Genomic DNA, 26,246 nt, shown 5'->3' with positions numbered 1-26,246 from the left:
AAACATGTTTTGGCATTTTGATCAAAAATCATGAAATAAACAATGTTATCAAAATGCCCGAAAAATGTCCGATCTTTGGAATAATATTGTATTATACTGTCAACAGCTGTTGAAAATGTGCGGCAGTAATGAAACGCGCGCAAAAAATGTGCAACGGTAATGAGATTTTTTAAAATCGGTTGTAAAATAAGAGTCGATTCATTATAAATTTGATTTATTATAAAATAAAATAAGAATCGGTTAAAACTATGGGATTGACTCGATGATATAAATCAAAATAAATAGCCGGATCAACGAGGTTCGGCAAAACCGGTCAAATACGGTTCGCGCATGACGGTTATGAAACATTTTTCCGGTACCTTCTGTTCAAAAACAGGCGGGCGCCATTAATCAATGGCGCACCGGGCGCTGTCCAGCAATTGCAGAACCTCGTTTCGGATAGCGTTTTCTTCCGGACGGGTCCGGTCTCTCGGACGCGGGATGTTGATTGGGATTTCTTTTTTGACGGTTCCGGGGCGTCCGGTCAAAATAATGATCCGGTCAGACAAAAATACCGCTTCGTCAACGCTGTGCGTCACGAAAATGATGGTTCTTTTTTCTTCCTGCCAAATGCGCAAGAGTTCCTTTTGCAGGTTGTTTCGGGTTTGCGCGTCAAGGGCGCCGAACGGTTCGTCCATCAAAATGATGTCCGGCTCGTTGGCCAGCGCGCGGGCAATAGCGACGCGCTGCTTCATGCCGCCGGAAAGTTCATACGGGTAACTGTTCATGAAATCTGCGAGGCCGACCAAATCAATGTATGGAATCGCCTTTTGTTTGGCTTCTTCTTTCGAGGCGCCTTGCATCAGCGGTCCGAACATCACGTTTTCAATCACTGTTTTCCAGGGGAAAAGCGAATATTCCTGAAAAACCATGCCGCGTTTCGGGCTCGGTCCCGTGATTTTTTCGCCGTTGAGAATTATGTTTCCGTCCGAATAAGTTTCAAGACCGGCGATGATCCGAAGAAGTGTTGTTTTTCCGCAGCCGGAAGGCCCCAGAATCGTCACGAACTCGCCGTCTTTGACATTGAGGTCGATATCTTGGATGGCCAAGACAAATGAATCCTCTTCTTTGCCTTTTCCCTTTTTGACAAATTTCTTTTCCAAATTTTCAATTTTTAAGCCGGCCATTTAAATCACCGTTCCTTTTTGCCATTTCAGAATGCGGTCTTGAACGAAGCGCCGGAACAAGAAGTCCAGCAAGAGGCCGACCATACCCAAAATGAGCATATAAACGACGACGTAATCCATTCTTTGGATGCCGTAATAGAACCAAATCTTGTATCCGATACCGGAATCGCTGACGCCGAACATTTCTGAAGCGGCCAAACACATCCAGCCGACGCCCATGGCCACCCGAATGCCGGACAGAATCGACGGCGAAGCGGCCGGAAGCGCAACGTATCGGATTAATTTATTATTTTCGGTACAGCCGAGAACTTTAGCGGCTTCGACATACACTTTCGGGACATTTTTGAACCCGGAATATGTGTTTAAGATGATTGGAAAGACCATTCCTAAAAATATAATAAACGCGGCGGCCGTGTGCGTCAATTTGAGCCAGATGATGGCGAACGGAATCCAGGCCAGCGGCGGGATCGGACGCAATATTTCAATAATGGGGGAAAGCGCCCGGTTGGCTTTCGGGAACCAGCCCATCAAAATGCCGACCGGAATGCCGACAATCAGCGCCGCGATGAAACCGTAGGCGAAGTGGTACAAACTGATTCCGGTATCCGAAAAGAGTGATCCGCTTTGGACCACGTTGATGAACGCGAGGACGACGCTGTGAAAACTGGGCATATAAAACGGATTTTTGACAATGAAATCCGCCACAAGCTCCCAAATGACGATCACGGTGACGACAGATAAAATCTCGATGTTCTTCGATTTTATTTTTTTGATAAAACGGTTTGTCATACACCCCTGTAAACACGCTCATCATTTATAATCCTGAGCGTTTTATTTAAAAAATTAAATTTATTCGGACATTTTTCATCCTTTCTTTCCGCCGGCGGCATAAAATTGAACGAAAATGGAAAAAGTAAACAAAATAAAACAAAAAATGAAAAAATGAAAAAAAGAAAAATATATAAATATGAACCTTCATTTGCCCGTAAACTATTGTTATAATTATCAACTAAAACACTTGAGGAATTCAATGGATCTTCATTTTTCAACTTTTAATCAAAAAGCGGACGAATACGCCGCCAACCATCCGAAACGCTTATGGGCATTTTTAGGCGTTTTGATTTTAGCCGCCGGCTGTGTGTTCAGTTTGGAGTACGGCAGCATCAGTTACGCCGTTCTCGGCGCCTTTTGGGCCGTCATTTGGTGCGTTGTCTTTGTTGCCGTCGGACCGGCTTTAATGACTTTCGTCAACAAGGCGAAAACCGAAAATTAATCCCTCTCTTATTTTTTATTTATTATTCTTATTTTTAAAAACGGGGTCAGATTTCATTATCTCTTTTTTTCTTTTTTTCTCTTTCCGCCTTCTTTATTTGTTTTGCTTTTTTGGCGGGCAGCGTGCGCGCGCGTTATGGCGACACTTTTTTTTTCACGTTTTTAGAAATCAAGGTCTGGCTTATTAAAAATATCAAGCAAGCCGCCCCGAAAAATCAAACGCTTTGCGTTTGATTTTCTCGGAATCCGATGAAATGGGATTGGGAATAGCAACAGAAGATGCAAATCAGACCAAGAAACAACTGTATTGTCAGAAACAATAGGTGCAAACTGAAATCTAAAAATAGTTAACTGCAGATGCAAATTGAAATTTAAAACAGTCAACTGCACGCGTATCTGTTACTGTAAGTTGGAATATATCTTACTGATCGGAATCCGCAAAATACAGACGCAAAGCGTCTGATTTTGCGGGTTGGTTTGCTTGATTTTGAAAAAACATTTGCGGATTGGTTTGCTCGAGTTCAAAACAAAAAACTGAGATATGAATTGATGAGTTTGAATAACGGCAACTTCTCAAATCCGGACATTGATCCCGAAAATGGACCGTTCCCCTTCGGCGATATCCTTCGCAATTTCTGCACAGCCGATGGCAGCCGCCCACTTTCCGAGCGATTCCGCCGGACGGTGCAGAAGTTCTGTGACGGATTTGAAGATTTCTCTTTTTTCCGCGCCGGTTCCGGAAATCAAAATATCGTATTCGGCCGCATCGTAATCTTTCATCAGCACGTCCAGCGCTGAAATTTCCATGGCGGCGAAAAGGGCGATGACGTCCGTTCTATCTTTGGCTCCGGCAGTCGAAAACGCTTCATTGGCGGACATTTCTTTGGCGTCGATTTTTCGGATTGCAGCCACATCCAAGGGTCCGTGGCGCGTTCCGGGGGCAAAAATGCAGGCGTCAATCGCGCCCAAAATTTTGGGATAGGCGACCGCCATCGTGACGGTGTTGGATCCGATGTCGGACAAAATGAAATTTTTGTAGCCGGATTTGTAAGCGTGATAGGCGATGCCGATTTTTTCGGGACTGGCTTGATGGGAAAAAAACGCCATTCTCGAATCCGTCGGACTTTTTTGATGCAGGCCGGGAAGAACCACCGCTTTGCATCCGGATTCCCGGATGATGTCAAAGACTTTTGTGCCGGCGCCTGTTTTTTCGCCGGCTCCCGCGATGCTGACAACGCCGCGGTTGGGGGCGTCTTGAATAGAAACAATTTCGGAAATGCCGTCGCCCATCGAATAAGTCACACATGCCAGATCGATCTCAGACAAACAGGCGCCCAGATTCTGTTCAATCAGCAATTGAAGATCTGATTTTTCCATGGCGCCGGCGGTTTCACGCGGAATTTCAAAAAGCAGTGTTCCGATTCCTTGGTCCTGAATAAGCGCAAAACGGACCGCAGAAGTTCCGTGATCAAATCCTAAAAATGCCATGACAATTTCCTTTTTTTATTGATGTTTGTTCTTCTGCTCATTATTCTATATCATTCTGCCAATTATTCCGCCAATTCTTTTTCAATCATTTTATTGAGTTCGTTGAGAACAATTTCGCCCGACAGCGGATCTGACGCCGTGGTAACGAGTTGGATTTCCTGAACGCTCGTTCCTTGGGAAAGCAGTAAACGTAAGTTGCCGCGGTTGTCCGGACGCAGAACTTTTGCCCGAAAACTGCCGCCGGACGAACCTTTCACTTTGATGATGCCGGGAACAATCTTTTTCACGCGCGGATGGCTTGCGACCAATGCAACAATCTTTTTTCCGGTTCTTTCGCCGATAATTGTTGTGTGGATGCCGCCGATTTTGTTTCGGTCGGCCGAAGTCATTCTTTGCGGCAAAATATTCATCCCCAACGGCAGAAAATAACAAAACAACACGGGTAAAATAGATTAAAAAAGAAAAATGAGAGGACGGCGTTTAAGCCAAATCCTCAATGCCCAAAAGTTTCAAGTTGTTTTTGCCTTTCAAATACGCGACCGCTTTTTCCAAATCGGTCACGCGAACGATTAAAATCGCGTTTTGTTTGCGTCCGATGAACGCGTAGGCGTAGTCGATGTTGATGTTTCCTTCCGCCAAAACGGCGGCAATGTCCCGGAGGCCGCCCGGCTGGTCGGCAATTTCAATGCCGAGGACGTCGGTTTCGGAAACCGTAAAGCCGGCCTTTTTGAGCGCGTCGTGTGCGGCGTCCGGGTGGTCGACAACGATCCGGATAATTCCGAAGTCGCCCGACTCAGCAATCGTAAACGCGCGAATGTTGATGCCGACGTTGCCCAGGGTGTCCGCCACTTTTGCCAAGCGGCCGGGTTTGTTTTCCGAAAATAAGGAAATCTGTTTGATTGTTTTGACCATTTTATCAAATCCTGTCGGTTAAGTTTGCAACGGTAAATATTGTAAAGTGTGTAGGGTATTGTAAGGTATTGTAAAATATTGTAAAGTATTACCTTAAATTATAATTTTATGGCATATATTTGTTTTTAAGTCCTTTCGATTTTTCTGTTTCATCAGAATTTTCGTTTATCAATCACGCGTTTTGCTTTTCCTTCCGAACGCGGAATTGTCCCCGGATTGACCAATTCAATCGAGGCGGAAAGCGTCAAAACCGTCCGGAGGTCGTGTGAAATCCGGGCGATGAGTTTGTTGTAATCGTCCACTTTGTCCGACGACATATCGTTGAGTTCCACCTGAACCGTCATGTCGTCGAGCTCGCCGTTTCGTTCGATAATGATCATAAAGTGCGGCGATACTTCCGGGATTTTCATCAAAACCGATTCGACTTGTCCCGGGAAAACGTTGATGCCGCGCACAATAATCATGTCGTCCGACCGTCCTTTCAGGCGCATCAATCTCGGGTGCGTTCGCCCGCACGGGCAAACGCCGGTTTCCACCGACGCCAAATCGCCGATCCGGTAGCGGATGAGCGGCAGCGCTTCTTTGAGGAGCGTGGTGACGACCAATTCGCCGGTCTCTCCGTCTTTGACCGGTTCCATCGTATCGGGATTTAAGATTTCAACAATAAACATGTCCGCCCAAACGTGCATGCCTTTTTGCTCGGGACATTCCGTGAAAAGCGGTCCGCTGAGTTCGGATGTTCCGAAAACGTCGTAAGCTTTAATGCCGGAGCGTTCTTCAATCCGGTGGCGCAGCGATTCCGACCACGGTTCGGCGCCGAAAATGCCGACGCGAAGGCTTTTGTTATTTTTGAGGCTTCGTCCTTCTTTTTCAGCGACTTCGATCAAATAAGAGAAATAAGAAGGCGTGCATAAAACGGCCGTGACGCCCAAGTCTTCCATCAAAGACAGCTGCCGTTCCGTGTTTCCGGAACTGGTCGGAATGGTTGTCGCGCCGATTCGTTCGGAACCGTAGTGCGCGCCGAGTCCGCCCGTAAAGAGGCCGTATCCGTAACTGACTTGGAGAATATCGTCTTGGTCCAGGCCGACCGATGTGAAACCGCGGGCAAGCGATTCCGCCCAGTTGTCGATGTCGTTTTGCGTGTAGCCGACGACAATTGGTTTTCCGGTCGTTCCCGATGACGCGTGAATGCGGACCAAATCCGTGTTTTTCACGCAGAACATACCGGTCGGGTAAGTGTCCCGTAAGTCTTTTTTGAAGGTAAACGGCAGTTTTTGGATATCGTCGATTGATTTTATGTCGTCCGGCTTGATGCCTTTTTCATCAAAGAGCTTCTTGTAAAACGGCGAGTTTTCATAAACGTAATGGACAAGTTTAACCAGCCGTTCGCTCTGAAGCGCGCGCAGGCGCGCGGGATCCATTGTTTCAATTTCTTGATTCCAATATGCCATGTTTTTTCTTCCGTCTTTATGTGAATGATATGTTCAATTTTTTTTGATTTTTAATTTATTGTGAATAAATCAATACGAAGAATAGTGAATCCATGAAAGAATAAAAAATTAATGGAAAGAATCATCTGTCTTATTTAATTTATTTTATTGAATCTGTTTTATTGAATCTGTTTTATTGAATCAGTTCATATTTTGTTTTATTTCCGCTGCCGACTTTTCGTAATTTTCCGTTCTCAACCATTTTTCGAAGAATAATGGCCGCCATCGGCTGCGACAGCGAAAGAACTTCTTCGACTTCTTTCCGTGTCATTAATTTTTGTTTGTCAAACTGTTTCAAAACAACGCTTTCGTGTTCCGAAAAGGATGAAATATTTTTCGAAGACGAAGCTGTTTCCAATATATTCTTTTTGGGATTTTCCTTCGAATTGGTTGAAATTTTATAGACGACGGCGGATTCGGCGACGTTCAATTCCTTTTTCAATTTTTTCTCCGCATCTGTTTTTTGTTCAGCTTCAATATTCATATTCGGAAGCGTAATTTTAAACACATTGCTCGTGATTTCTACCATCGGTTTGACCGTATATTTTCCGTAATTTTTCATTATTTTTATCATACCGGTGCCGTACGCCTCAATCAAGCTGAGCCGGTAAAATACGTTTGCTAAGTTCTCATTCCGGCAGATGGAAACGCCCATTAAAATATCGTCTTGTGAAATTCCGGTGGCAAGACCGCCGATTGAAATCACTTCAATCCGGTCGTCGTAAATATTGACAAAAACATGGGTGCCGCTGACGGAATAATCCCGGTGAATCAGCGCGTTCAAAAGTGCTTCCCGAACAGCTTCTTCAGGATAATCACGGTTATCGACGCGGTAAAGGCCGTGGATTTCAGCACGCGTTTGATTGTACCAATCGATGAAATCATAAACGTCATTCAGCTGCCGGAAAAGAGATCCTGAAAACTCTTTGCGGTTCTTGAATACGGTTTTTTCGGTTCCTTGAAAGTAAGCCGCTTTGACGGTAAACGGACATTGATCTGATAGGAGCAGCCCCAAATTCGTATAAATGCCGTCCGGATTCATGAGTTTGAGCGTCTTTTTTTGGGTTGTTTCAAAAGGAATATTCCGGATCTTAAATTCCTTTTCCGCATCGGAAAATGTCAAATTTTGGTTAAGGGAACGGACGTCTTCATATTTTTCGCCGTCCGTTTCCTTGATCATTTTCAAAATGGCTGTGTCGGTTGCCGGAACGTTGGAAGCGCCCTGACGGATAAAAATTCCTTCCGGACGGATTCCCTTTCCTGACAAATAATACGGGCTTGCCGTTCCCTTTTGGACTGTCACTTTTACGACATCAACACCATCGATCGATTCGATTTCATAATTTGTAAAAAGCGTCACATCCGGCTTGATGGAATCCCGGACCGCATTTGAAACTTGAAGCATCGTTTCATCCAAATCTTTAAGCCCGATGGCATTTCCCTTGTCGTCAATACCAACATACAAAACGCCGCCGCTCGTATTTGCAAATGCTACAACGCATTTTTTAATTTCTTCCGAATATTCCTGTTTGAATTCGGTTGTTACGTTTTCTTTCATTTTCATCGGAATCACCTGCACTCAATTCGTTTTCAGTTCTTATATTTCTTATATTTCTTATAATCTCTTATATCTATTTATAATCACTTATCCAACAAACGGCGAACAAATGACGTCCTTTTATTTCATGTCTGCAAAGAGTGAAAAGAAAAAGAATGAGGAAGTGGGGACGATTCATGAATAAAGAAATAAGAAATAAAAATGGGAAGAATAATGAAAAAAGAAATGGAAGAATAAATGAAAGAATAAAAGAGAAATAAAAAAGAAGTGAATGATTTTGAATTCAATTTTTCAAAATCATTGTTTTGTTAATTTTTCAATATCAAAATCCAGATATTTGGCGTTGCTCTTTTGAATCAGAGACATACAAACCGCATCGGCTTTTCCGTCCATGACGATTTGCCCTTTCTCAATCCAAATGGCGCGGTGGGACACTTCTTTGACGAAATCCATGTGGTGGCTGACCAAGACGATGGTGGTGCCGAAGTCTTTGTTGATGCGCTTTAAGGCGTTTGTGACGTCGCGCAGCGTGACCGGGTCCAAATCCCCAAACGGTTCGTCCAAAAAGAGGTAGTCGGGAGACGTTGCCAAACTGAGCGCAATAAACGCGCGCACGTGTTCGCCGCCGCTGATCTCGTCCGGTTTTTGGTCCAGAATCTCGAGCGGAAGGTCCAAAGATTTAAAAATCGGCGCCGCGTATTTGTCGACGTCGGTGGATGGGATGATCGGGAACAGTTCCGCAAAAATATTGTCGGGAAGACCGATTTCGTTCATCACTTTGTCTTTTTCTTCCGTGGACATGTCCGGGATCCGGTAAATGATATCCAACAGCTGTGATGAAATACCGAGCTCGGACGCCTTTTGTTTGGCGTAATCGACGGCCTGCCGTGTTTTCATGCTCAAGCGGAACCGGATTTGGTCGCGGACGGTTGAGTTGACCGACATGGAAAACTCTTGGTTCATGATGCTGATGGCGCTTCGGAGGTAAATCCGGTTTTCATTGTACGTGCCGATGTCAATCCAATTTTCGCCGGCAGTTTGTGATTCCGTTTTCGCTTTGTTTTGACCGGTTATTTTGGCCAAGTCGGCGTTTCCGCGGTACAAAAATTCAATCAATCCGGAGGTCGGCGGAATCATGCCTTCCATCATTTTCATAACGGTCGTCTTGCCGGCGCCGGAACTGCCGACCAGCGTGGTGATTTCTTTGTCAAAAATGTCAAAAGTCAAATTCTCGATGTTGAGAACTTCCCCGACGCGAATGAGACTGTATCTCTTTTTTACGTCGCGGACATGGATGCAGCTTTTTTGTTCGGTGATTTCCGAAATCGGCTCCTTTTGCGCCATGTCTTTGAGGAAATATTGAAGAACGGTGACCGGGTCGCCTTCTTTGGCGATTTTGCCGTTTTCAATAAACAACAATCGGTCGGCAATATATGCGTGAACTTCCGGCAGGTGGGACACGACCAAAATCGGGATGTTTAATTTTTTCTTGAGGTCCAAAATGACGTCCAGAATTTCCTGTTTGGTGTCGGGGCCGGTCATTGTCACCGGTTCGTCCAAAAGAAGAATTTGCGGTTTGGCCGCGATTTGGCGGGCCAGAACAAGGCGCTGCTTTTCGCCGCCGCTCAACTGGTCTGTGGAGTGAAGCGCTTTTTTGTCGAGGTGGACCAGTTTTAAAATTTCCATCGCTTCATCGTACAGTTCCGGGTATGTGTAATGGTCGGGAAGCGGGAGCGCTTCGGTGCCGACCAAATGGTAATTCAGCCGGCGGATAATATTTTCAATAGCCGGGCCGCCCCACAAGCCGAAATTGCGCTGCAGGTGAATCGCGGTCGCTTTGCGCAGAATCTTTTCGCCTTCTTTGCCGCTGTCCGGCAGAACGGTTTCCCCGCCGATTTCAATTTTACCGCCGTCGAACGGTTCGGCGCCGCGCAGAATTTTTAAAAGAGTCGATTTTCCGGCGCCGCTTTTTCCCGTGATGCCGACAATTTCAGCGTCGTATATGGAGAAGGTAATGCCGTCTAAAACACGTTTTTTTCCGTGAGCTGTTTGATAATCTTTCACCAATTGAGATACTTTCAGCACGCTCGGGGCCTCCGACAAGTCATATCATTGTCACGTCTTCCATGAATCTCTGACATTCGATGAATCTCAAAACCATGAAACGTTGACGTTATAAAAAAGAAAAGTTTCGGCAAAAGTGCCGAAGGATTAGAATAAATAAATGAATCAATAAATTAAGATTTTAAGCCTTTTTACCGGCTTTGGCGCCTTGAACAATCTCAGCCGTCAATGCTTTAGCATTGTCTGCTTTTTCAATGACGGTTCCGGTTACAATGATATCCGCACCGGCTTTGGCGCAGATCGCTGCGGATTTTCCGTCGCGAATACCGCCGCCGACGATGAGAACGCTGTCTTTTAAGACGTGTTTGACGGTTCCGATCATTTCCGGCGGAAGCGGGGAGTCCGCTCCGGATCCGGCTTCAAGGTACGTGTACCGCATGCCGAAATATTTTCCGGTTAAAGCGTAAGCCGCTGCAAGTTCCGGTTTTTTGCGGGGGAGAAGCTTGGCGTCTCCGACCCAGCCGACGGTGCCGCCGGGTTCGCACACCAAATACGCCATCGGGATGGATTCCATGCCGACTTTATAAAGGGTGAACGCGCCTTGAACTTGGTTCCCGACAATGTAATTCGGGTCGCGGGAGTTGAGAAGGCTCATGAACAAAACGCAATCTGCGTTTGTTGTAAACCCGGTTGTGTTTCCGGGGAAAAGAATGATGGGGAGTTTGACTTTCTCTTTGATCATTTTGGCCGTGAGGTCCAAAAGGTTGCCGCCGGCATCGGTCGATCCGCCAAGCATAATGGCGTCTGTGCCGCCTTCCGCCGCCGCAACCGCCAACCGGACGGATTCTTCCGGTTTTTGGGAGGCAGGGTCGATTAAAGTGATATGGGCAACGCCATCCCTTTGAATGACTTCCGAGAGATAGTCTTCCACCGTCATTTTCGGATCATGCTCCGTTCTTGTCTTTTGATTTTAAGCGAAGGTTCGGGTAGTTGCATTTTCTGCAACGGGTTGCACGAATAGAGTTTCGGGCGTTACATTTCATACAGATCTTCTTTTTCAATAATCTTTCTTCAGCTTCCGGAAATTTTCCCATAAAATTCACCTGATATTATTTTTGATAAATGTAATCGGAAAGAGGCGGTTTCATAAATCGCCGCTTGATTCGAATTGATAAAAAGGAATGTAAACTTGCACTTAATACATATAATAGTTTTGGATTAATTCCCCTTTTAGAAGGATGAAAACCGAATCCAAATTATTTAAATCCTTTCTTTTTTGCAGCTTTGTGGAAAAGTCCAAGTTGTGTAAAATGATAAAAATTTGTAATAAATCATTAATTATTTTTAGAGAATCCAATAATTGAGAGTTCTTTCGCACAACAAAATATTAATCAGAAGATATACTAGGGTTATGGTACACTTTTACATTGCTCCTCTGATGATGTATATTAGAAAAAGGTGAATGATAAAATGACAAAATCATTCTAATTTTTCTTTTTTTAAATTTAATTTTTCCAACTTATTTTCATTAACAAGTATGTTTTTCTTTAATGTATTGATTTCATCGCTTGTTAAGTTATATAACTCATCAATCAAATTCGAAAAATTTTTTGCACTAAAATAATCCGAATAATAGTACATGATTTCTGAAATACTGTCTAATGGATTTGTCCCAGTTTTATAATTGTATAAATAAAAATTTCTGCTATCATGACGCATATCTTCTAATTTTAATAACACTCTCTCAACATCCAGTTGTAAATGAACTTCATTTTCATGAGTGAAAATCCCATGATCCAAAATATCTCCAAAGTATTCTTTATTATTTAATAAGTAATTCAACTCTCCTTTTTCCATTTCTATTTTCTTTTCTAAAAATTGAATTTCACTGGTGATATGTTCAACATTTGCAATTTTCAATGCTTTATTGGCTGTTTTTGATGTACGATACGAAAGAACAATTGTTCCCAATGTCGCTAAAAAGAATAAAAATGTAGTAATAGCCAACAAAAAATTATAATATGCTGCTGCATTTTGATCGTCATAAGGTAATAAATTAAATGTAGATATTATCCAATCAAGAAACATATTTACGATTATTTCTATAAAGTTCTTGAACTTTGTGGACTTGTGACTTTGGGTAATAAAATGGATTTGTGAATTTTATACTGGCTAGCAAATTCATTAAATTTATAAACTACATTCTTCATTTTCCACTACTCAGATTATCCTATTATTATTCTTTTCAATTTGATCTCATTCCTTTAATTTATGACATTATTATGGAGTCAAAATTATGCCGATTCATCCGATTGAGTTCCGTTACGGAACTGCTGAAATGAAAGCCGTGTGGTCTCAGGAACGCCGGTTAAAAACGTTGGTCGAAACTGAAATTGCGCTCTCGAAAGCCGAAGCCGATTTGGGTATGATCCCGAAAAGCGCCGCCATTGAAATCGAAAAAGCACTTCCGTTGGTCGAATGGGAACGCGTCGATGAAATCGAGCGCGAAATCAACCACGACATGATGGCGGTGGTGAAGGCGATTTCCGAACAGTGCGCCGACGACGCCGGCCGGTGGGTTCACTTCGGGGCGACGTCCAACGATATTTTGGACACGGCGACCGCGCTTCAATTCAAAGACGCTGTCGTCATTTTTGAAGACAAACTTTTCCGCCTCTTGAAAGTCTTGGTCCGCCTGTCGGACGAACACAAAAACACCGTCTGTTGCGGTCGCACGCACGGACAGATCGGCGTTCCGACAACTTACGGTCTTCGCTTTGCGATCTGGGCGTCTGAAGTGGACCGCCAAATCGACCGCCTCGCCGAACTCAAGCCGCGCCTTTTGGTCGGCCAACTGACCGGCGCCGTCGGCACGCAAGCGGCTTTCGGCACGCACGGCATTGAGGTTCAAAAGAAAACGATGGAATACTTGGGCATTGGCTCCGTTGATGTGTCCAACCAGCTGATTCAGCGCGACCGCCACGCCGAATTCGTGATGTGGATGGGCAACGTCGTCACAACACTCGACAAAATCGGCGTTGAAATCCGGTCCATGCAGCGCAGTGAAATTGCGGAACTGGAAGAAGGATTCGGCAAAAAACAAGTCGGATCGTCGACCATGCCGCACAAGCGCAATCCGATCAAGTCGGAACAGATTTGCGGTCTCGCCAGAATCGTTCGCGGGTTCATTGAAACCGAACTGCTCAACAACACGCTTTGGGATGAGCGCGACCTCACAAACTCGTCGTCCGAACGCATTGTTTTCCCGGAATGTACCATTTTAACGGACCACATCATCAATCTCGGCATCAATGTGCTTGAAAATCTCCGTTTCAACCACGACGGCATCAAGAAAAACTTGGATCTTTTGAACGGTCTCAACATGGGCGAAGCGATCATGATCGAGCTCACGAACCGCGGCGTCGGCCGTCAGGAAGCGCACGAGCTTGTCCGCGAATCCGCCATGAAAGCCGTTGAAGAAAAGAAACACTTCCGCACCGTTCTTTTGGAAAACAAGGATGTGGCTGCCATCTTAACAAAAGATGACATTGAGAACTTGGTCGACCCGTACAAATACATTGGAACGGCTGTTCCTCAAGTGGAAAATCTCAACAAAAAGTTGATGAAAAAATACGCCGGCAAAATCTGATTGATTTTGCCTTTTTTTCTATTTCTGTTTTTTTCTATTTTCTTTTTTTGGTGGACGGCATGCGCGCGCGTTACGGCGACACTTTTTCATTTAGATTTTTCAAAAACGATGGTCAATTTATTTCAGCAACAACATGAACCGCCGCCATTATCCGGCCGATCGTCTTCGCTTGAAGTTCCGCAGCCGTCAAAAGCGCCGTAATGCGTCGAACGGTCGCCGATAATCTTAAACGCAGACGCGTAGCGCGTATTTTCCAACATGGACGCTGTGTTGCCGCAAACCAAGAGCGGTTTGCCGGTGAAAAAGCGGTGGTGATCATCCAGATCAAAGAAATGCGGGTAGTCGGGGATATTGCCGGTATAAACGGCAACCTGTCCGTAATCCTCGCAAATATCTTCCAGATCATCTAACTTAAAGGCTCGGACCGTCCGCTCCGTAAAGTTTGCAAAACCGATTTTTTCGATGATGGCTTCATTGTCCAGATCCAATTTCCGGATGGATTTGTAACGGAAATCTGTAAAACCGGTCCGCTGCATCATGCGGCGGAAATCTTCAACGTACATTGCACCGCCAATGCATTCGCCGCGCAAGACCGGATCGGTTGCCAAATGATCGGGAATGCGCCTGTCGGCGAACACATCCGAAAAATAAAGTTCTCCGCCGGGTTTTAAGACACGCCGGATTTCCTCAAACACTTTTTCTTTGTGCGGTGAGAGGTTGATGACGCAGTTGGAGATGACAACGTCAACGGAATTTTCTTCAATTCCGGCCGAACGCAAATCTTCAATGTAGCCGTTTATGAAATGTGTGTTGGATTTGCTGTAACCAAACCGCCGACGCTGCTCGTCTTCGTATTTTCGGGCGACGTCAAGCTGCTCCGGCGTCATGTCGACGCCGATCACTTTTCCGTGTTCGCCGACGAGTTTGGCCGCGACGTAAACGTCCAGGCCGCTGCCGCAACCCAAATCCAAAACCGTCATGCCGTCAAGCAACGGCGGTAAGGGCGAACCGCAGCCGTAATATCTGGCAGCCACTTCGTCCGCAATCAAGGTCAGCGTTTCTTTGACTTCTTTAGATGCGGAAGATGGCGAACAGCAGCAGGCTTTGCTTTTCAAATCCGCTGTACTTTGCAGGACTTTGCCGTAATATTCTTTGATGTTTTCATTAATGTCACCCATAAAACCGTCTCCTTTTCATGGAAATTCCATTTAATTTAAATTGGCGGATAAAATATAAAATCCTTCCATTTTGCCAAAACGATTGAGATTTATTATATGCAGCAGGTGCAATCGGAACCTGTCAACTGCAGGTGCAATCAGAATCTGTCAATTACTTACATCTTATTTTCTAGCGGTTTCCGCCAAGTTCAGACATTTTCATTCGCTTCGCTCATGAAAAGTCTGAACTTGCGGGCGAACTTCCGGGATGGGCAACAGCAACAAAACCGATCTGTAATTAAATTGAATGAAACAATTCAAAACCAAATCCGGTTTTTGCCGATTCACAAAAACGTGTCGCTATAACGCGCGCGGCGACGGCCGCCAAAAATAAACAGAATAAGATTTGTGAATCAGAAATAAAAACGAAAAATAAAATACAAAAATAAAGAAAAGAGAAAAAAGGAAATGAAATCCTTTTTTTGATTTTGTTTATTTGGCGATGAAAGATTTCGCTTTGTCTTTGTCGACGATGATGTAGTCTTTCACGGCGCTGACAGCGGAAAACGGCACTAAAATGTAGTCTTCTTCCTTTCTGTATTTGGTCACATCGAGCGCGTCGCTCGGGGAAATCACGAGTTCGGTAATGTTTCCGGTTTTGGCGTCGATGTAAATGTCATCAAGCGTTCCGAGTTCTTTGGCGTCGGTGGACATGACTTGCTTGTTGTCCAGAAGGGTTTTGGCGTAATATTTCATTTTATTTCCTCTGAATGGGTTTAACTTTTTGTTGAATTGTGTGAAAATTCAATTGCAATGAGTTCGATTATTATTTTGAATAATATATTCAAAATATATTCTTCTATGGATATGATAAATCGCTTTTGTTTTATATATATTTTCATCTGTTTGCGTTCATCCGTCTTTTTTTGCCGGATGATCGACGTTTATTTTCCGTCCGCCCGGCTTTTATCTGTAAGCCATGGAATGATCGTCGTCCGGCGAATCTTTTCCGGTGATGTAGTCCACAATCATCTTGTATTGATCGCTGAGGTCTTCGGTGACGGTCGGCTTGACAACGTTGAGCGCTTCTTTGAAGTCGTCCATTTTGATGATGTCGACGTCGAAGTTTTTGCGCAGCGCGGTCATCACAGCTTCCCGGCAAACCGCTTCAATGTCGGCGCCGGTGTATCTTTCCGTCATGTCCGCGAGGTCGTCGATGTTGACGTCCCGGGCGGTCGGCGTGTTTTTCAAATAAATTTCAAAAATGGCTTTGCGGCCGGGCAAATCGGGCGCGCCGACGTAAACCAAACGGTCGAGGCGGCCGGGGCGCAACAAGGCCGGATCCAAAATTTCGGGGCGGTTGGTCGCGGCAATAATGAAAACGTCTTTGAGGCGTTCGATGCCGTCCATTTCAACCAGCATTTGGTTGAGCGTGCTTTCGGCGACCGAGCGCGTTCCGGTGGAACTGCCGTCGCGGATGGTTGCAAAGGCGTCGATTTCGTCAAAGAAAATAATGGTCGGAGACGCTTGTTTAGCTTTTCTGAAAATCTCTTTGATGGCTTTTTCGGATTCGCCGACCCATTTGAGAAGCAGTTCCGTGCTTTTCACGCTGATGAAACTCGCTTCCGATTCGTGGGCGACGGCTTGTGCCAGCATCGTTTTTCCGGTACCGGGCGGTCCGTAAAGCAGAATTCCGGTCGGCGGCTCAATGCCCATCCGGGTGAATTTTTCCGGGAATTTGAGCGGCCACTCGACCGTTTCGATAATTTGCTGCTTGACGTCGTCGAGACCGCCGATGTTGTTCCATGAAATTTCCGGAATTTCGACGAAAATTTCACGAAGGGCCGACGGCTCGCTCTTTTTCAAGGCTTGTTCGAAGTCGTCGCGGGTGACGACCAATTCTTCCAAAACCGAGTCCGGAATTTTTTCATCCAAATCAAGGATGGGCGCAATTCTTTTGATCGCGAACAGGGCCGCTTCGCGCGCCAGCGCCGACAAATCCGCGCCGACGAATCCTTGCGTCCGAACCGCCAACTCTTTGAAGAGTGTTTTCTTGTCCGCTTCATACGTTTCCCGAAGGACGGCAATTTTTTGCGTCAGGCGGGCGATGTTCTCATCGTTATCGATTTGATCGTCGACGCCGTTGTTTTCCGCAATCATTTTTTGTTTTGTTTCTCTCAGTGCCGTTTCCGCTTTTCGAAGCGCGGGCGAGCCGTCCAACGGCATAAACCGCGTATGGATGCTGATAATTTCTTCCCGTCCGGCTTGGTCCGGCGCGCCGATTTCAATTTCCCGGTCGAAACGGCCGGGGCGGCGCAGAGCGGGATCAATCGTGTGCAGGCGGTTGGTTGCGGCGATCACAAAGACTTGGGTTGTGTCCATCATGCCGTCCATCACGGTCAGCAACTGAGAAACGATGCGGCGCTCGACTTCACCTGAGTTTTCACGTTTGGGCGCGATGGAGTCTATTTCATCGATAAAAATAATTGCCGGCGCATTTTTGGCGGCGTCTTGGAAAAGGTTGCGGATCATTTCTTCGCTTTGGCCGTAGCCGCCGCGCACGATTTCAGGGCCGGCGACATAATAGAAGTTGGCGCCGATTTCGTCGGCGACGGCGCGCGCAATCATGGTTTTTCCGGTGCCGGGGATGCCGTGAAGAATCAAACCTTTCGGCGGGTCGATTTTCAATTTCTTAAAGAGGCGCGGCTGCTTCATCGGCAGCTCGACCGCGTCGCGGATTTCCTGAAGTTCGCCGGAAAGCCCGCCGATGTCTTCGTAGGAAATGTATTTTTTGCGGAATCCGTCGGCGCTTTTCTCAAAAACGATTTGTGTTTCGTTTGTAATGAGGACGGTGGCTTTCGACGGCGTGACTTGAGTCACCATAAATTCGATCGTTTGCTTTTTCATCTCCGGCTCGGAAAAGAATTCGGCCAGCGGCAGCAAATCTTTTCGGACCGGAATGATGTCTTCCTTGACAAGATAGCGTTCCCGGATGTTGTATTTGATATTGTCCTCAATTTCTTTGGTGAGGGAAATTTTTTCGCCTTCCAGCGGCGCAATTGTGATTTTTTTGGCGGGAACGGCTTTTGCTTTTCGGATGGTCACGCGGTCGCCGACGGACACTTTGGCATTGTAGCGGATAAACGTATCAATCCGGACGGAATCGTCGACGCCGTCCAAAATGTTGGCCTTCCAAACCCGGGCCACGGTTTTGCGTTCGCCTTCGATTTCAACCGCTTCGCCGACAGAAACGCCGAGCTGTTCCATAATGTCGCTGGTCAGCGGAATAATGCCTTTGCCGTAGTCGTCGGTCGGATAAACTTTTTCGACGCCCAATTGAATTTCCGGCCCCTTGACCGCCGGTTCCTTCTTTTCAATGACGGCTTCCTTTTCCGGCGTCCGGTTTCCTCCGTTTTCATTGGATTCTTTTTCATACCGGACCAGTTCGATCCGTTCCGTGTTTTTGTCAGTTCTCGCCATAAAATCCCGCTTTTGAGTTGAAGTGTGTGAATTTAATTCAAAATAAAATATGAAGTAAATAATAATTGATTCATTTAAAACTATTGCAGTCGATGACTGTATACATTCCGTTATCGGTTATAAATTTTCTTTATTGACTTGGTCATTTTTACCGTTTCGGCATTTTCTTGTCGAGTTTTCGTTTTCTCCTGTTTTTGTCTTTTTTTCGGCTGGGCGACGCGCGCGTTATAGCGACACATTTTCATATTGAGTTCAAAAATGGATAGGGCATTTCATTTTTGATATCATGCAAACCATCCCGAAAAATCAAACGCTTTGCGTTTGATTTTCTCGGATTCCGATGAAATGATTGGATACAGCAACAGTAGATGTAATCAAAACAGTCACCTGCAGATGCAATCTGAAATCTGAATCCTGTACGAACTCCATTTGTTCATTTTTTTCGATTCAATTTTTTATTTTTTTGGTTTGATTTTTTCTTAGAAAACTATTAGAATCAACAAGCCCAATTTTCCTTTATGACTCTGATTTCCGCCAACCAAAAAATGAAGGACCGTTTTGACGCCGCGTCCGCGGAAAAGCAAATCGTTTCTTTTATTCGAAAAACCGTCCAAAAAGCCAATGCTACCGGCGTTGTTCTCGGACTTTCCGGCGGCATCGATTCAGCTGTCGTCGCCGCGCTTTCTTCAAAAGCGCTCGGTCCCGAGAATGTTTTCTGTTTTTTCTTTCATACCGGCAGTTCTTACCGTTCCGATTTAAACGACGCGCTGTCTCTCAACAGTCAATTTGAATTCCATTTCCAAAAAGTGGATATGAATCCCGTTTTCCAGTCTGCCAAATCTGTCGCGGCCGAATTTGAATCCGGAAGTGAAACAGACTCAGATTCCGATTCTGAATCAAAATCCGGATCTGACTCCGCCTCCTATATTTTTGACGGCAATTTAAAATCACGCCTTCGGATGTCGCTTCTTTACAATTTTGCCAACAAAAACAATTTGTTGGTGATCGGAACGAAAAATAAAACGGAGCTCGTCACCGGCTATTTCACAAAATTCGGAGACGGCGGCGTCGATTTCGAGCCGATTGCCGGCCTTTACAAAACGGAAGTCCGATTGCTTGCGAAACATTTGGGTTTGCCGGAAAATATTCTCACAAAAACGCCGTCTGCCGGGTTCTTTGAAGGACAATCGGATGAAGCGGATCTTGGGATTTCGTATGAAGAATTGGACGCCTTTTTGCTGATGATTGAAAAAAGCAAGAAGGGCGGCAAAATCGGCAAGAAAAAAGAAAAACAATTGGTCAAAAAGTCCGGGCTTTCCAAAGAAAAAGCAGCGGCGATTCTCGGAAGAATTGAGCGCGCCAAACACAAACAGAAAATGCCGGGCTGCTTGAAGTTGAAAAAGTAATGTATTGAGCCTTTTTGGCTCATTTCTTTTGTTTTGATTTGTAACTGATTCCGATTATAAATGCAATTGAAAGCAGACACATTGTTAATGTAAAACTTGGAATTGAATTGCTGCTGTTATTGGGCGTTTCACTTTCATTTGTTTCATTTTTCTCTTCCGGCTCATTATTTGAAAATTTTGGATATTCTTCACTTAATATTACTATTGGTGTATTATTTATTCCATTTTTTTCAGCATATTGGTCAACAATATTTTTTATTTCAATTAAATCCTGCTCAGTTACTTTATTTCGTTGTTCCGGATCTGTTGCAATGATTATGTATCCGGCACGATCGGGGCTGTATCCTGTAATAAATCTGCCATTCATGTAATGATATTTTCCCAATGCTTGGTCATTTGAAATTGAGACGATTGTATTGCTTAGTGCCTGCCACCATTCATATGATTCCTCACCTTTGCTTTTTGCGGGAACTTCTCCATAAACGGTAAGGATATTTTCACTATGCCTATTTGAGAATTTTTCAAAATCTTTAGGATTCATAGGGCCAAATGAATCAATGTATTGTTGTACGTCAGTTCCTAACGAAGGGGAAATCAGACTTAAGATCATTGTTAAAATTAATATTCCAACCAAATTTGATTTTAAATTCACTTCATTTCTCCCTCCTTATTTATGAGTCCTATTTTGATGAATTAGCATCATTCAATAACTATCTGATTTTGTTTTTAGGTGATTTGAAATATTAAAGTAATTAAAAAATAAAGAGGGATAATGATGCCTTTATCATATCTCTCTTTTTCATCAACATTAAGTTCCTGATCTCGTCAATGGCATAACTCCAAGCTGATACTGTATTTCTTCAACTGCTACGAACATTGTGATTGGAGTTCCATCATCAAGAGTTGCATGTTGTGAAGTAATACCACAGATGGATAGCGTATTATCTTCATCTATTGTATATAATGGTCCTCCGCTATCTCCCCCTTGTGAATTATTGCTTTGGTAAATAAAGTCCATTCTGTGTACAATAGGTCCATCTCCACCTAATTCTATCTGATCCATCCAATAACCTCCATATGTTCCAACGGTGTTTTTTGTTGCTATTCCGGACCTGTGTATTTGTTGATTAGAGGGGAACTGGTATCTAGCATCATTTACAGCTCTGATTGTATTGTTTCCTATATGGATACTGGCACTAACGTTTGAATATTCTACAAATATAGCATCGATATTACTGGTGCTATCTGTGGCATTTGGTGTAATAAACGTTGGATTACCCATAAAATAACCTGATGTTGTTGGGTGATACATCGAAGCAGGCTGGTAATCTATCAAATGCAACGGTTACAACTCCTGTTTTGCTTGAGTTGTTTACATACCGTACAGCATAACCAATAGTTGCATAATTTGTACTGCCGTTTGAAAATTCACGGGTTATTTTTGTTCCTCCAATGATAGGTCTATAGGAATCATTGTAAAGGTCGGTTTGTGCAATTATCAAAGATAATTCATCTTTTTTGTTGCTTTCATTTTCAGAGGAAATTCTTGGAATATCTTCACATATAATCAATATTGGTGCGTTGTTTATTCCATTTTTTTCAGCATATTGGTCAACAATATTTTTTATTTCGCTCAAATCTTTTTCAGTAATTTTATTTCGTTGTTCTGGGTCGATTTTTACAGTAATAAACCCTTCACTATAAGGTCCATATCCTGTAATGAATCCGCCATTCATATAATGATATTTTCCTAAAGCTTGGTCGTTTGAAATTGATATTACTGTATCACTAATTGACAGCCACCATTCATATGCTTCAGTTCCTCCCTTTTTTACAGGAATTTCGCCATAAACGGCCAAAACATTCTCTTTATTACTCTTTGAATAATTAGAAAATACTTCGGGTTTTGTAGGACTGGCGGTATCAATAATCTTTTGTATTTCCTCTTCGGTGTGAGTGTCTTTATAAAGGTCTCTAATGTCTGCTCCAAAAGCAGGAGATGTCAAAATTAGAATTATCGATAGAATTAAAGTTACAAAAAATATTTGTTTTAAAGCCATTTTTGTTCACCTTTTTTCCATTTTTGTTTTTTGTCTGCTTAAATTCTCTTTACATATTCAACCCCCGTGTGAATTTAAGTAGCAAATTAATTATCGTCGTTTATTTATATATTATAAATTCTTTATAATTTTAAAAAAATAATTATAATAAATCTATTTTTTAATTGAAATAAATACCAAAGAAAAAACAAGTGATTAAAAAAAGCAGTGGCAATTCTCGGAAGAATTGAGCGCGCCAAACACAAGCAAAAAATGCCGGGCTGTTTGATGTTGAAAAAGTGACGAAATGAGTTTTTTTGACTCATTTTCTATTTTCATTTCTCATCTTCTGTTCCAACAATACAGGTTTTTTTGGTACCGTTTTGTATCTTCTGTTTTCTAACAATACAGGTTTTTTTGGTACCGTTTTGTATCTTCTGTTTTCTAACAATACAGGTTTTTTTGGTACCGCTTTGCATCTTCTGTTTTCTAACAATACAGGTTTTTCTTGTTCCTGTTTGCACCTTTCAGTTTCCAACAATACACATATTTACTTGTTCCAATCTGCACCTGCTGTCAGCTATTCCAATCCCAACAGTTGCGATATCCGCTTAAACAGACGCCAAAGGCATCTGTTTAAGCGGGGTGGTTTGTTTGGAATTATGAAAAAAGCGACTCTCAAATTAAAAGAAAAATAAACAAAAAAACCACCAACGGTTTTCGAAATCCAAAAGAAAAGCCATCGCCATAACGCGCGCGCCCGCTGCCCGCCAAAAAAACGAAAAAAGAGAAAAACGCAAAAAAAGAAAAAGAGAAGATTGATTTTTCAATCAATCCAAATAAAAAAATCAGTCGGAATCAATGCCTTTGTTGAGCCACGGCATCTTGGAGCGGATCTCTTTGCCGACTTTTTCGACTTCAAGTTCCTTCTCGTAGCGTTCCATCGCTTTCAAAACCGGATGGTTGATCATGCCTTCCAAAATGAATTCTTTGGCAAATTCACCGTTTTGGATGCGGGCGAGCGCTTCGTACATGGCTTCTCTCGATTCTTCGTTGATGATGGTCGGACCGACGGTCATGCCGCCGTATTCGGCGGTGTTGGAAACGGAGAACCACATGCGTTCAAGGCCGCCTTCATGGATGAGGTCGACGATCAATTTGAGTTCGTGAACGGTTTCAAAGTAAGCCATTTCCGGCTGGTAACCTGCTTCGACGAGGACTTCAAACGCGTTTTTCATGAGGCTGGCAACGCCGCCGCACAAGTCGACTTGTTCGCCGAACAGGTCGGTTTCGGTTTCTTCCTGGAAGGTTGTTTCGTAAACGCCGGCGCGGGTGCAGCCGATTCCTTTGGCATAAGCGAGGCCGAGGTCCATGGCTTTTCCGGATGCGTTTTGGTAAATCGCGACCAAGCCGGGGACGCCGATACCGTCGGAATATGTCCGGCGGACGATGTGGCCCGGGCTTTTCGGGGCGACCATGAAGACGTCCATGTCTTTTCTCGGGGTGATTTGGTTGTAGTGGATGTTAAAGCCGTGGGAGAAACAAAGCGCAGCGCCTTTTTTCAGGTTCGGCTCGATTTCAGCATAGTAAAGTCTGGATTGGGTTTCGTCCGGCACCAAGATCTGAACGATGTCGGCCGCTTTCACAGCTTCCGGAACGGTCATGACTTTCATGCCGTCGGATTCCGCTTTCTTCCAGCCGGAACCGCCTTCCCGAAGACCGACGACCACGTTGAGGCCGGAGTCTTTCAGGTTGCGGGCTTGGGCGTGACCCTGGCTACCGTATCCGATAACAGCAATGGTTTTGCCTTTCAAAACATTCAAATCTGCGTCCTTGTCATAATACATCTTTGCCATATTTTTAGCTCCTAATGAAATGTGAATTAAATGAATTATATATTTTAGATTTATGCCTGTTATTCTATGGATATGTTCCACTAATTAGCCGTAAACGTACTTTCGCCATAAAATCTTCACGCCAAAGATGAGCGTAATAATAATTGCAAATAATAATATGAACGATGTAGCCATTAATACTGCATCGCTACGGCTAATTGCAGCAATAATAAAAAAAAGGACCATTATGCCCCATACTGCCATTATTATTATTTTGTCTTTACGGTTTTCAATTCTGACGTAATCTGCTCTTTCTTGTTGTACAACAAAGTTCCATCTCATATACTTTTGACCCCGTCGTTAATTCCCCTTTATTCTTCCCGCGCCTTGCCGACGTCTTTTGTGCCGCGCAGAAGTCCGACGCGACCGGTTCTGGCGAGCTCTTTAATGCCGAACGGTTTGAGAAGCTTTTCCAACGCGGAAATCTTTTCGCCGCTGCCGGTGATTTCAATCATCATGGTACTGGCGCCGACGTCGACGACTTTCGCACGGAAAATTTCCACAATTTGAAGGATTTCGGCGCGGTTTTCTTTGTTGGCCGCCACTTTAATGAGGGCCAGCTCGCGGTCGACATATTCTTCCGAACTCAAATCCACCACTTTAATGACTTCAATCAGCTTGTACAGCTGCTTAATCACTTGCTCGATGACGGAATCATCGCCGCGGACCACAATCGTCATTCTGGAAACGCATGGGTCTTCCGTGACGCCCACCGCCAAACTGTCGATGTTGTAGCCGCGCCGGGCAAAGAGTCCCGCCACACGTGTCAGCACACCATAGTGGTTTTCCACCAAAATGGACAACGTATAATTCTTCATGTCGGACATTTATTTGCCCCCGTATTTTCTTTCATCTATCCTTTCGTTAATGGACGCCCCGGCCGGAACCATCGGGAACACGTTTTCCTTCCGGTCCACGCGAACGTCAATGACCGTCGGCCGGCCTTCTTTAATGGCCCGCTTCACAGCTTCTTCCAGTTCCGATTTCTTTTCCACGCGCATGCCCAGAGCGCCGTAAGCGTCCGCCAACTTCACAAAGTCGACGCTGTCGATGATATCGGTGTGCGAATACTTGCAGTCGTAGAACAATTCCTGCCACTGGCGTACCATGCCGAGGTAGCCGTTGTTCAAAATCACGGAAATCACCGGGATATCGTGCGTGACCAGCGTGGCCAATTCCTGTGAATTCATTTGGAACGACCCGTCGCCCGCGACGTTCAGGACGATTTGGTCCGGACAGCCGACTTTGGCGCCCATCGCGGCCGGAAGGCCGAATCCCATGGTGCCGAGACCGCCGGACGTCACGAATTTGCGCGGTTCTTTAAATTGGAAATACTGCGCCGTCCACATCTGGTGCTGGCCGACTTCCGTCGCCACGATGGCGTCGGGTGCGATTTTGGACAACGTTTCAATCACAAACTGCGGTTTGATGGTGGAGCCGTCGTCCAAATAGCCGAGCGGATACTCTTTTTTCCATTGGTTGACGCGCTTGAGCCATTCTTCGGTTTTTCCGGCCGTGATCTTTTCGGTCACCGTCTGTGTGAGCGCTGTCAGCACATTTTTGGCGTCGCCGACGATCGGGACGTCGATTTTCACGTTCTTGGAAATTTCCGCCGGATCCACGTCGATGTGAATCTTTTTGGCGCCGGCCGCAAAGGAAGAAATTTTTCCGGTCACACGGTCATCAAACCGGGCGCCGACCGCAATGAGGAGGTCGGAATCTTGGATGCTGAAATTGGCGTATTTTGTGCCGTGCATGCCGGGCATTCCGATAAAGAGCGGATGCGTTGTCGGGAACGCACCCATGCCCATGAGCGTTGTCGTCACCGGCGCGTTGATGGTTTCCGCAAATTTATACAGCTCGGACGACGCGTTGGAAAGCACAACGCCGCCGCCGGCGTAAATCACCGGTTTTTTGGCGTTGGCGATCAGTTCCGCCGCTTTTTTAATTTGTTGGGCGTTTCCGCGAACGGTCGGTTTGTAGCTGCGCAAATTCACGCTTTCCGGATACGAAAATTTCGTCTCGGTCATCGTCGCGTCTTTGGTGATGTCGATGAGAACCGGGCCGGGCCGGCCGGTCGCCGCGATGAAAAAGGCCTCTTTGATGGTTTTCGGAATATCTTCCGCTTTTTGAACCAAATAATTATGTTTCGTGATCGGAAGTGTGATTCCGGTGATGTTGGCTTCTTGGAAGGCGTCGTTTCCGATGAGGGAACTGCCCACTTGTCCCGTAAAAGCCACGATCGGGATGGAATCCATGTGCGCGTTCGCAATGCCGGTCACCAAATTGGTGGCGCCGGGGCCGGAGGTTGCCAGGCACACGCCGACTTTTCCGGTCGCGCGCGCATAACCGTCAGCGGCGTGCGCTGCCGCTTGTTCGTGCCGCACCAGGATGTGGTTCAAATCGCAACCGAATATCTCATCGTAAATGTGAAGCAAGGCGCCGCCCGGATAGCCGAAGATGGTATCCACGCCTTCCATTTTGAGAGATTCGATGAACGCTTTGGCACCGTTCATTCGTTCTGTCGATTCTTTTTTCATAAAAATCTCCTATTATTCAATCAATTGTTTCATGAAATCGAAATTTTAATTTTCAGTATTTTAAATTTTTATTTATTTGGAAATGATTTTGATAATTGTTTGTTTGAACGAATCATTTGGAAATATGATA

The 26,246-nt window shown here is 44.8% G+C and carries 24 protein-coding genes; 3 read left to right on the top strand and 21 right to left on the bottom strand.

Annotated features, from left to right (window positions below; all coding sequences use genetic code 11):
• Positions 1-386 precede the first annotated feature (386 nt).
• Complete coding sequence (locus MsAg5_RS07955; protein WP_338100093.1) at positions 387-1,166, bottom strand: ABC transporter ATP-binding protein; 780 nt, start codon at positions 1,164-1,166, stop codon at positions 387-389.
• Positions 1,167-1,955, bottom strand: a complete 789-nt coding sequence (locus MsAg5_RS07950) for an ABC transporter permease (RefSeq protein WP_338100092.1) — start codon at positions 1,953-1,955, stop codon at positions 1,167-1,169.
• Between the two features lie 241 nt (positions 1,956-2,196).
• Here MsAg5_RS07950 and MsAg5_RS07945 point away from each other — a divergent pair, with 241 nt between their 5' ends.
• Entirely contained in the window at positions 2,197-2,439 is a 243-nt protein-coding gene (locus MsAg5_RS07945; protein WP_338100091.1) for a hypothetical protein, read from the top strand.
• Between the two features lie 572 nt (positions 2,440-3,011).
• Here the strand turns inward: MsAg5_RS07945 and MsAg5_RS07940 are convergent.
• The 9 genes from MsAg5_RS07940 to MsAg5_RS07900 form a co-directional block, all read right to left on the bottom strand.
• Complete coding sequence (locus MsAg5_RS07940) at positions 3,012-3,926, bottom strand: methanogenesis marker 12 protein (protein WP_338100090.1); 915 nt, start codon at positions 3,924-3,926, stop codon at positions 3,012-3,014.
• Positions 3,927-3,988: 62 nt separating this feature from the next.
• A complete protein-coding gene (locus tag MsAg5_RS07935; protein WP_338100089.1) occupies positions 3,989-4,327 on the bottom strand; it encodes a DUF2103 domain-containing protein in 339 nt (112 codons plus the stop codon).
• Between the two features lie 79 nt (positions 4,328-4,406).
• A complete protein-coding gene (locus MsAg5_RS07930; RefSeq protein ID WP_338100088.1) occupies positions 4,407-4,838 on the bottom strand; it encodes an ACT domain-containing protein in 432 nt (143 codons plus the stop codon).
• A 152-nt stretch (positions 4,839-4,990) separates the two neighbouring features.
• A complete protein-coding gene (locus MsAg5_RS07925; protein WP_338100087.1) occupies positions 4,991-6,289 on the bottom strand; it encodes a phenylacetate--CoA ligase family protein in 1,299 nt (432 codons plus the stop codon).
• Positions 6,290-6,461: 172 nt separating this feature from the next.
• Positions 6,462-7,892, bottom strand: a complete 1,431-nt coding sequence (locus tag MsAg5_RS07920; RefSeq protein ID WP_338100086.1) for an RNA-binding domain-containing protein — start codon at positions 7,890-7,892, stop codon at positions 6,462-6,464.
• A gap of 291 nt (positions 7,893-8,183) precedes the next feature.
• Positions 8,184-9,971: an ATP-binding cassette domain-containing protein gene (locus MsAg5_RS07915; protein WP_338100085.1), complete on the bottom strand. Its 1,788-nt coding sequence runs from the start codon at positions 9,969-9,971 to the stop codon at positions 8,184-8,186.
• A 160-nt stretch (positions 9,972-10,131) separates the two neighbouring features.
• Entirely contained in the window at positions 10,132-10,887 is a 756-nt protein-coding gene (locus MsAg5_RS07910) for a phosphoglycerol geranylgeranyltransferase (RefSeq protein WP_338100084.1), read from the bottom strand.
• 7 nt (positions 10,888-10,894) lie between these two features.
• Positions 10,895-11,044 (bottom strand): 50S ribosomal protein L40e, encoded by a 150-nt coding sequence (locus tag MsAg5_RS07905; protein WP_338100083.1) that lies wholly within the window; start codon positions 11,042-11,044, stop codon positions 10,895-10,897.
• Positions 11,045-11,429: 385 nt separating this feature from the next.
• Positions 11,430-12,038, bottom strand: a complete 609-nt coding sequence (locus MsAg5_RS07900; protein WP_338100082.1) for a hypothetical protein — start codon at positions 12,036-12,038, stop codon at positions 11,430-11,432.
• Positions 12,039-12,246: 208 nt separating this feature from the next.
• On the opposite strand from MsAg5_RS07900, the gene purB reads away from it, so the two are divergent.
• Positions 12,247-13,599 carry an adenylosuccinate lyase gene (gene purB / locus MsAg5_RS07895; protein WP_338100081.1) on the top strand — a complete coding sequence of 451 codons (1,353 nt, stop codon included), beginning with the start codon at positions 12,247-12,249 and terminating at the stop codon, positions 13,597-13,599.
• 122 nt (positions 13,600-13,721) lie between these two features.
• Here purB and MsAg5_RS07890 read toward each other — a convergent pair whose 3' ends face one another.
• The 3 genes from MsAg5_RS07890 to MsAg5_RS07880 all read right to left on the bottom strand — a co-directional run bounded on the left by MsAg5_RS07890 (position 13,722) and on the right by MsAg5_RS07880 (position 18,236).
• Positions 13,722-14,777: a methyltransferase domain-containing protein gene (locus MsAg5_RS07890; RefSeq protein WP_338100080.1), complete on the bottom strand. Its 1,056-nt coding sequence runs from the start codon at positions 14,775-14,777 to the stop codon at positions 13,722-13,724.
• 471 nt (positions 14,778-15,248) lie between these two features.
• The gene (locus tag MsAg5_RS07885) at positions 15,249-15,512 is read right to left on the bottom strand and encodes a PRC-barrel domain-containing protein (RefSeq protein ID WP_338100079.1); all 264 of its coding nucleotides are present in this window, start codon (positions 15,510-15,512) and stop codon (positions 15,249-15,251) included.
• Between the two features lie 210 nt (positions 15,513-15,722).
• Positions 15,723-18,236 (bottom strand): CDC48 family AAA ATPase, encoded by a 2,514-nt coding sequence (locus MsAg5_RS07880; RefSeq protein ID WP_338100078.1) that lies wholly within the window; start codon positions 18,234-18,236, stop codon positions 15,723-15,725.
• Positions 18,237-18,754: 518 nt separating this feature from the next.
• Between MsAg5_RS07880 and MsAg5_RS07875 the strand changes: the two genes are divergently transcribed.
• Positions 18,755-19,642: an NAD+ synthase gene (locus tag MsAg5_RS07875; RefSeq protein WP_338100077.1), complete on the top strand. Its 888-nt coding sequence runs from the start codon at positions 18,755-18,757 to the stop codon at positions 19,640-19,642.
• Between the two features lie 19 nt (positions 19,643-19,661).
• On the opposite strand, the gene MsAg5_RS07870 is transcribed toward MsAg5_RS07875, so the two are convergent.
• The 7 genes from MsAg5_RS07870 to MsAg5_RS07840 form a co-directional block, all read right to left on the bottom strand.
• Positions 19,662-20,294, bottom strand: coding sequence for a hypothetical protein (locus tag MsAg5_RS07870; protein ID WP_338100076.1), 633 nt, complete (start codon positions 20,292-20,294; stop codon positions 19,662-19,664).
• A gap of 156 nt (positions 20,295-20,450) precedes the next feature.
• A complete protein-coding gene (locus MsAg5_RS07865; RefSeq protein ID WP_338100075.1) occupies positions 20,451-20,924 on the bottom strand; it encodes a hypothetical protein in 474 nt (157 codons plus the stop codon).
• The gene (locus tag MsAg5_RS07860) at positions 20,917-21,702 is read right to left on the bottom strand and encodes a hypothetical protein (protein ID WP_338100074.1); all 786 of its coding nucleotides are present in this window, start codon (positions 21,700-21,702) and stop codon (positions 20,917-20,919) included. The genes MsAg5_RS07865 and MsAg5_RS07860 overlap by 8 nt, the downstream gene beginning before the upstream one ends.
• Positions 21,703-22,003: 301 nt before the next feature.
• On the bottom strand, positions 22,004-22,219 hold the full coding sequence (locus MsAg5_RS07855) for a hypothetical protein (protein ID WP_338100073.1): 216 nt from the start codon (positions 22,217-22,219) through the stop codon (positions 22,004-22,006).
• A gap of 310 nt (positions 22,220-22,529) precedes the next feature.
• Positions 22,530-23,537, bottom strand: a complete 1,008-nt coding sequence (gene ilvC / locus MsAg5_RS07850; RefSeq protein ID WP_338100072.1) for a ketol-acid reductoisomerase — start codon at positions 23,535-23,537, stop codon at positions 22,530-22,532.
• A gap of 350 nt (positions 23,538-23,887) precedes the next feature.
• Complete coding sequence (gene ilvN, locus MsAg5_RS07845) at positions 23,888-24,403, bottom strand: acetolactate synthase small subunit (protein WP_338100071.1); 516 nt, start codon at positions 24,401-24,403, stop codon at positions 23,888-23,890.
• The gene (locus MsAg5_RS07840; RefSeq protein ID WP_338100070.1) at positions 24,404-26,116 is read right to left on the bottom strand and encodes an acetolactate synthase large subunit; all 1,713 of its coding nucleotides are present in this window, start codon (positions 26,114-26,116) and stop codon (positions 24,404-24,406) included. It abuts the gene before it with no gap.
• Between the last annotated feature and the right edge of the window lie 130 nt (positions 26,117-26,246).

Source organism: Methanolapillus africanus (genome assembly GCF_032714475.1).
GTDB lineage: Archaea > Halobacteriota > Methanosarcinia > Methanosarcinales > Methanosarcinaceae > Methanolapillus > Methanolapillus africanus.
This window is presented reverse-complemented; position numbering and strand designations above follow the sequence as displayed.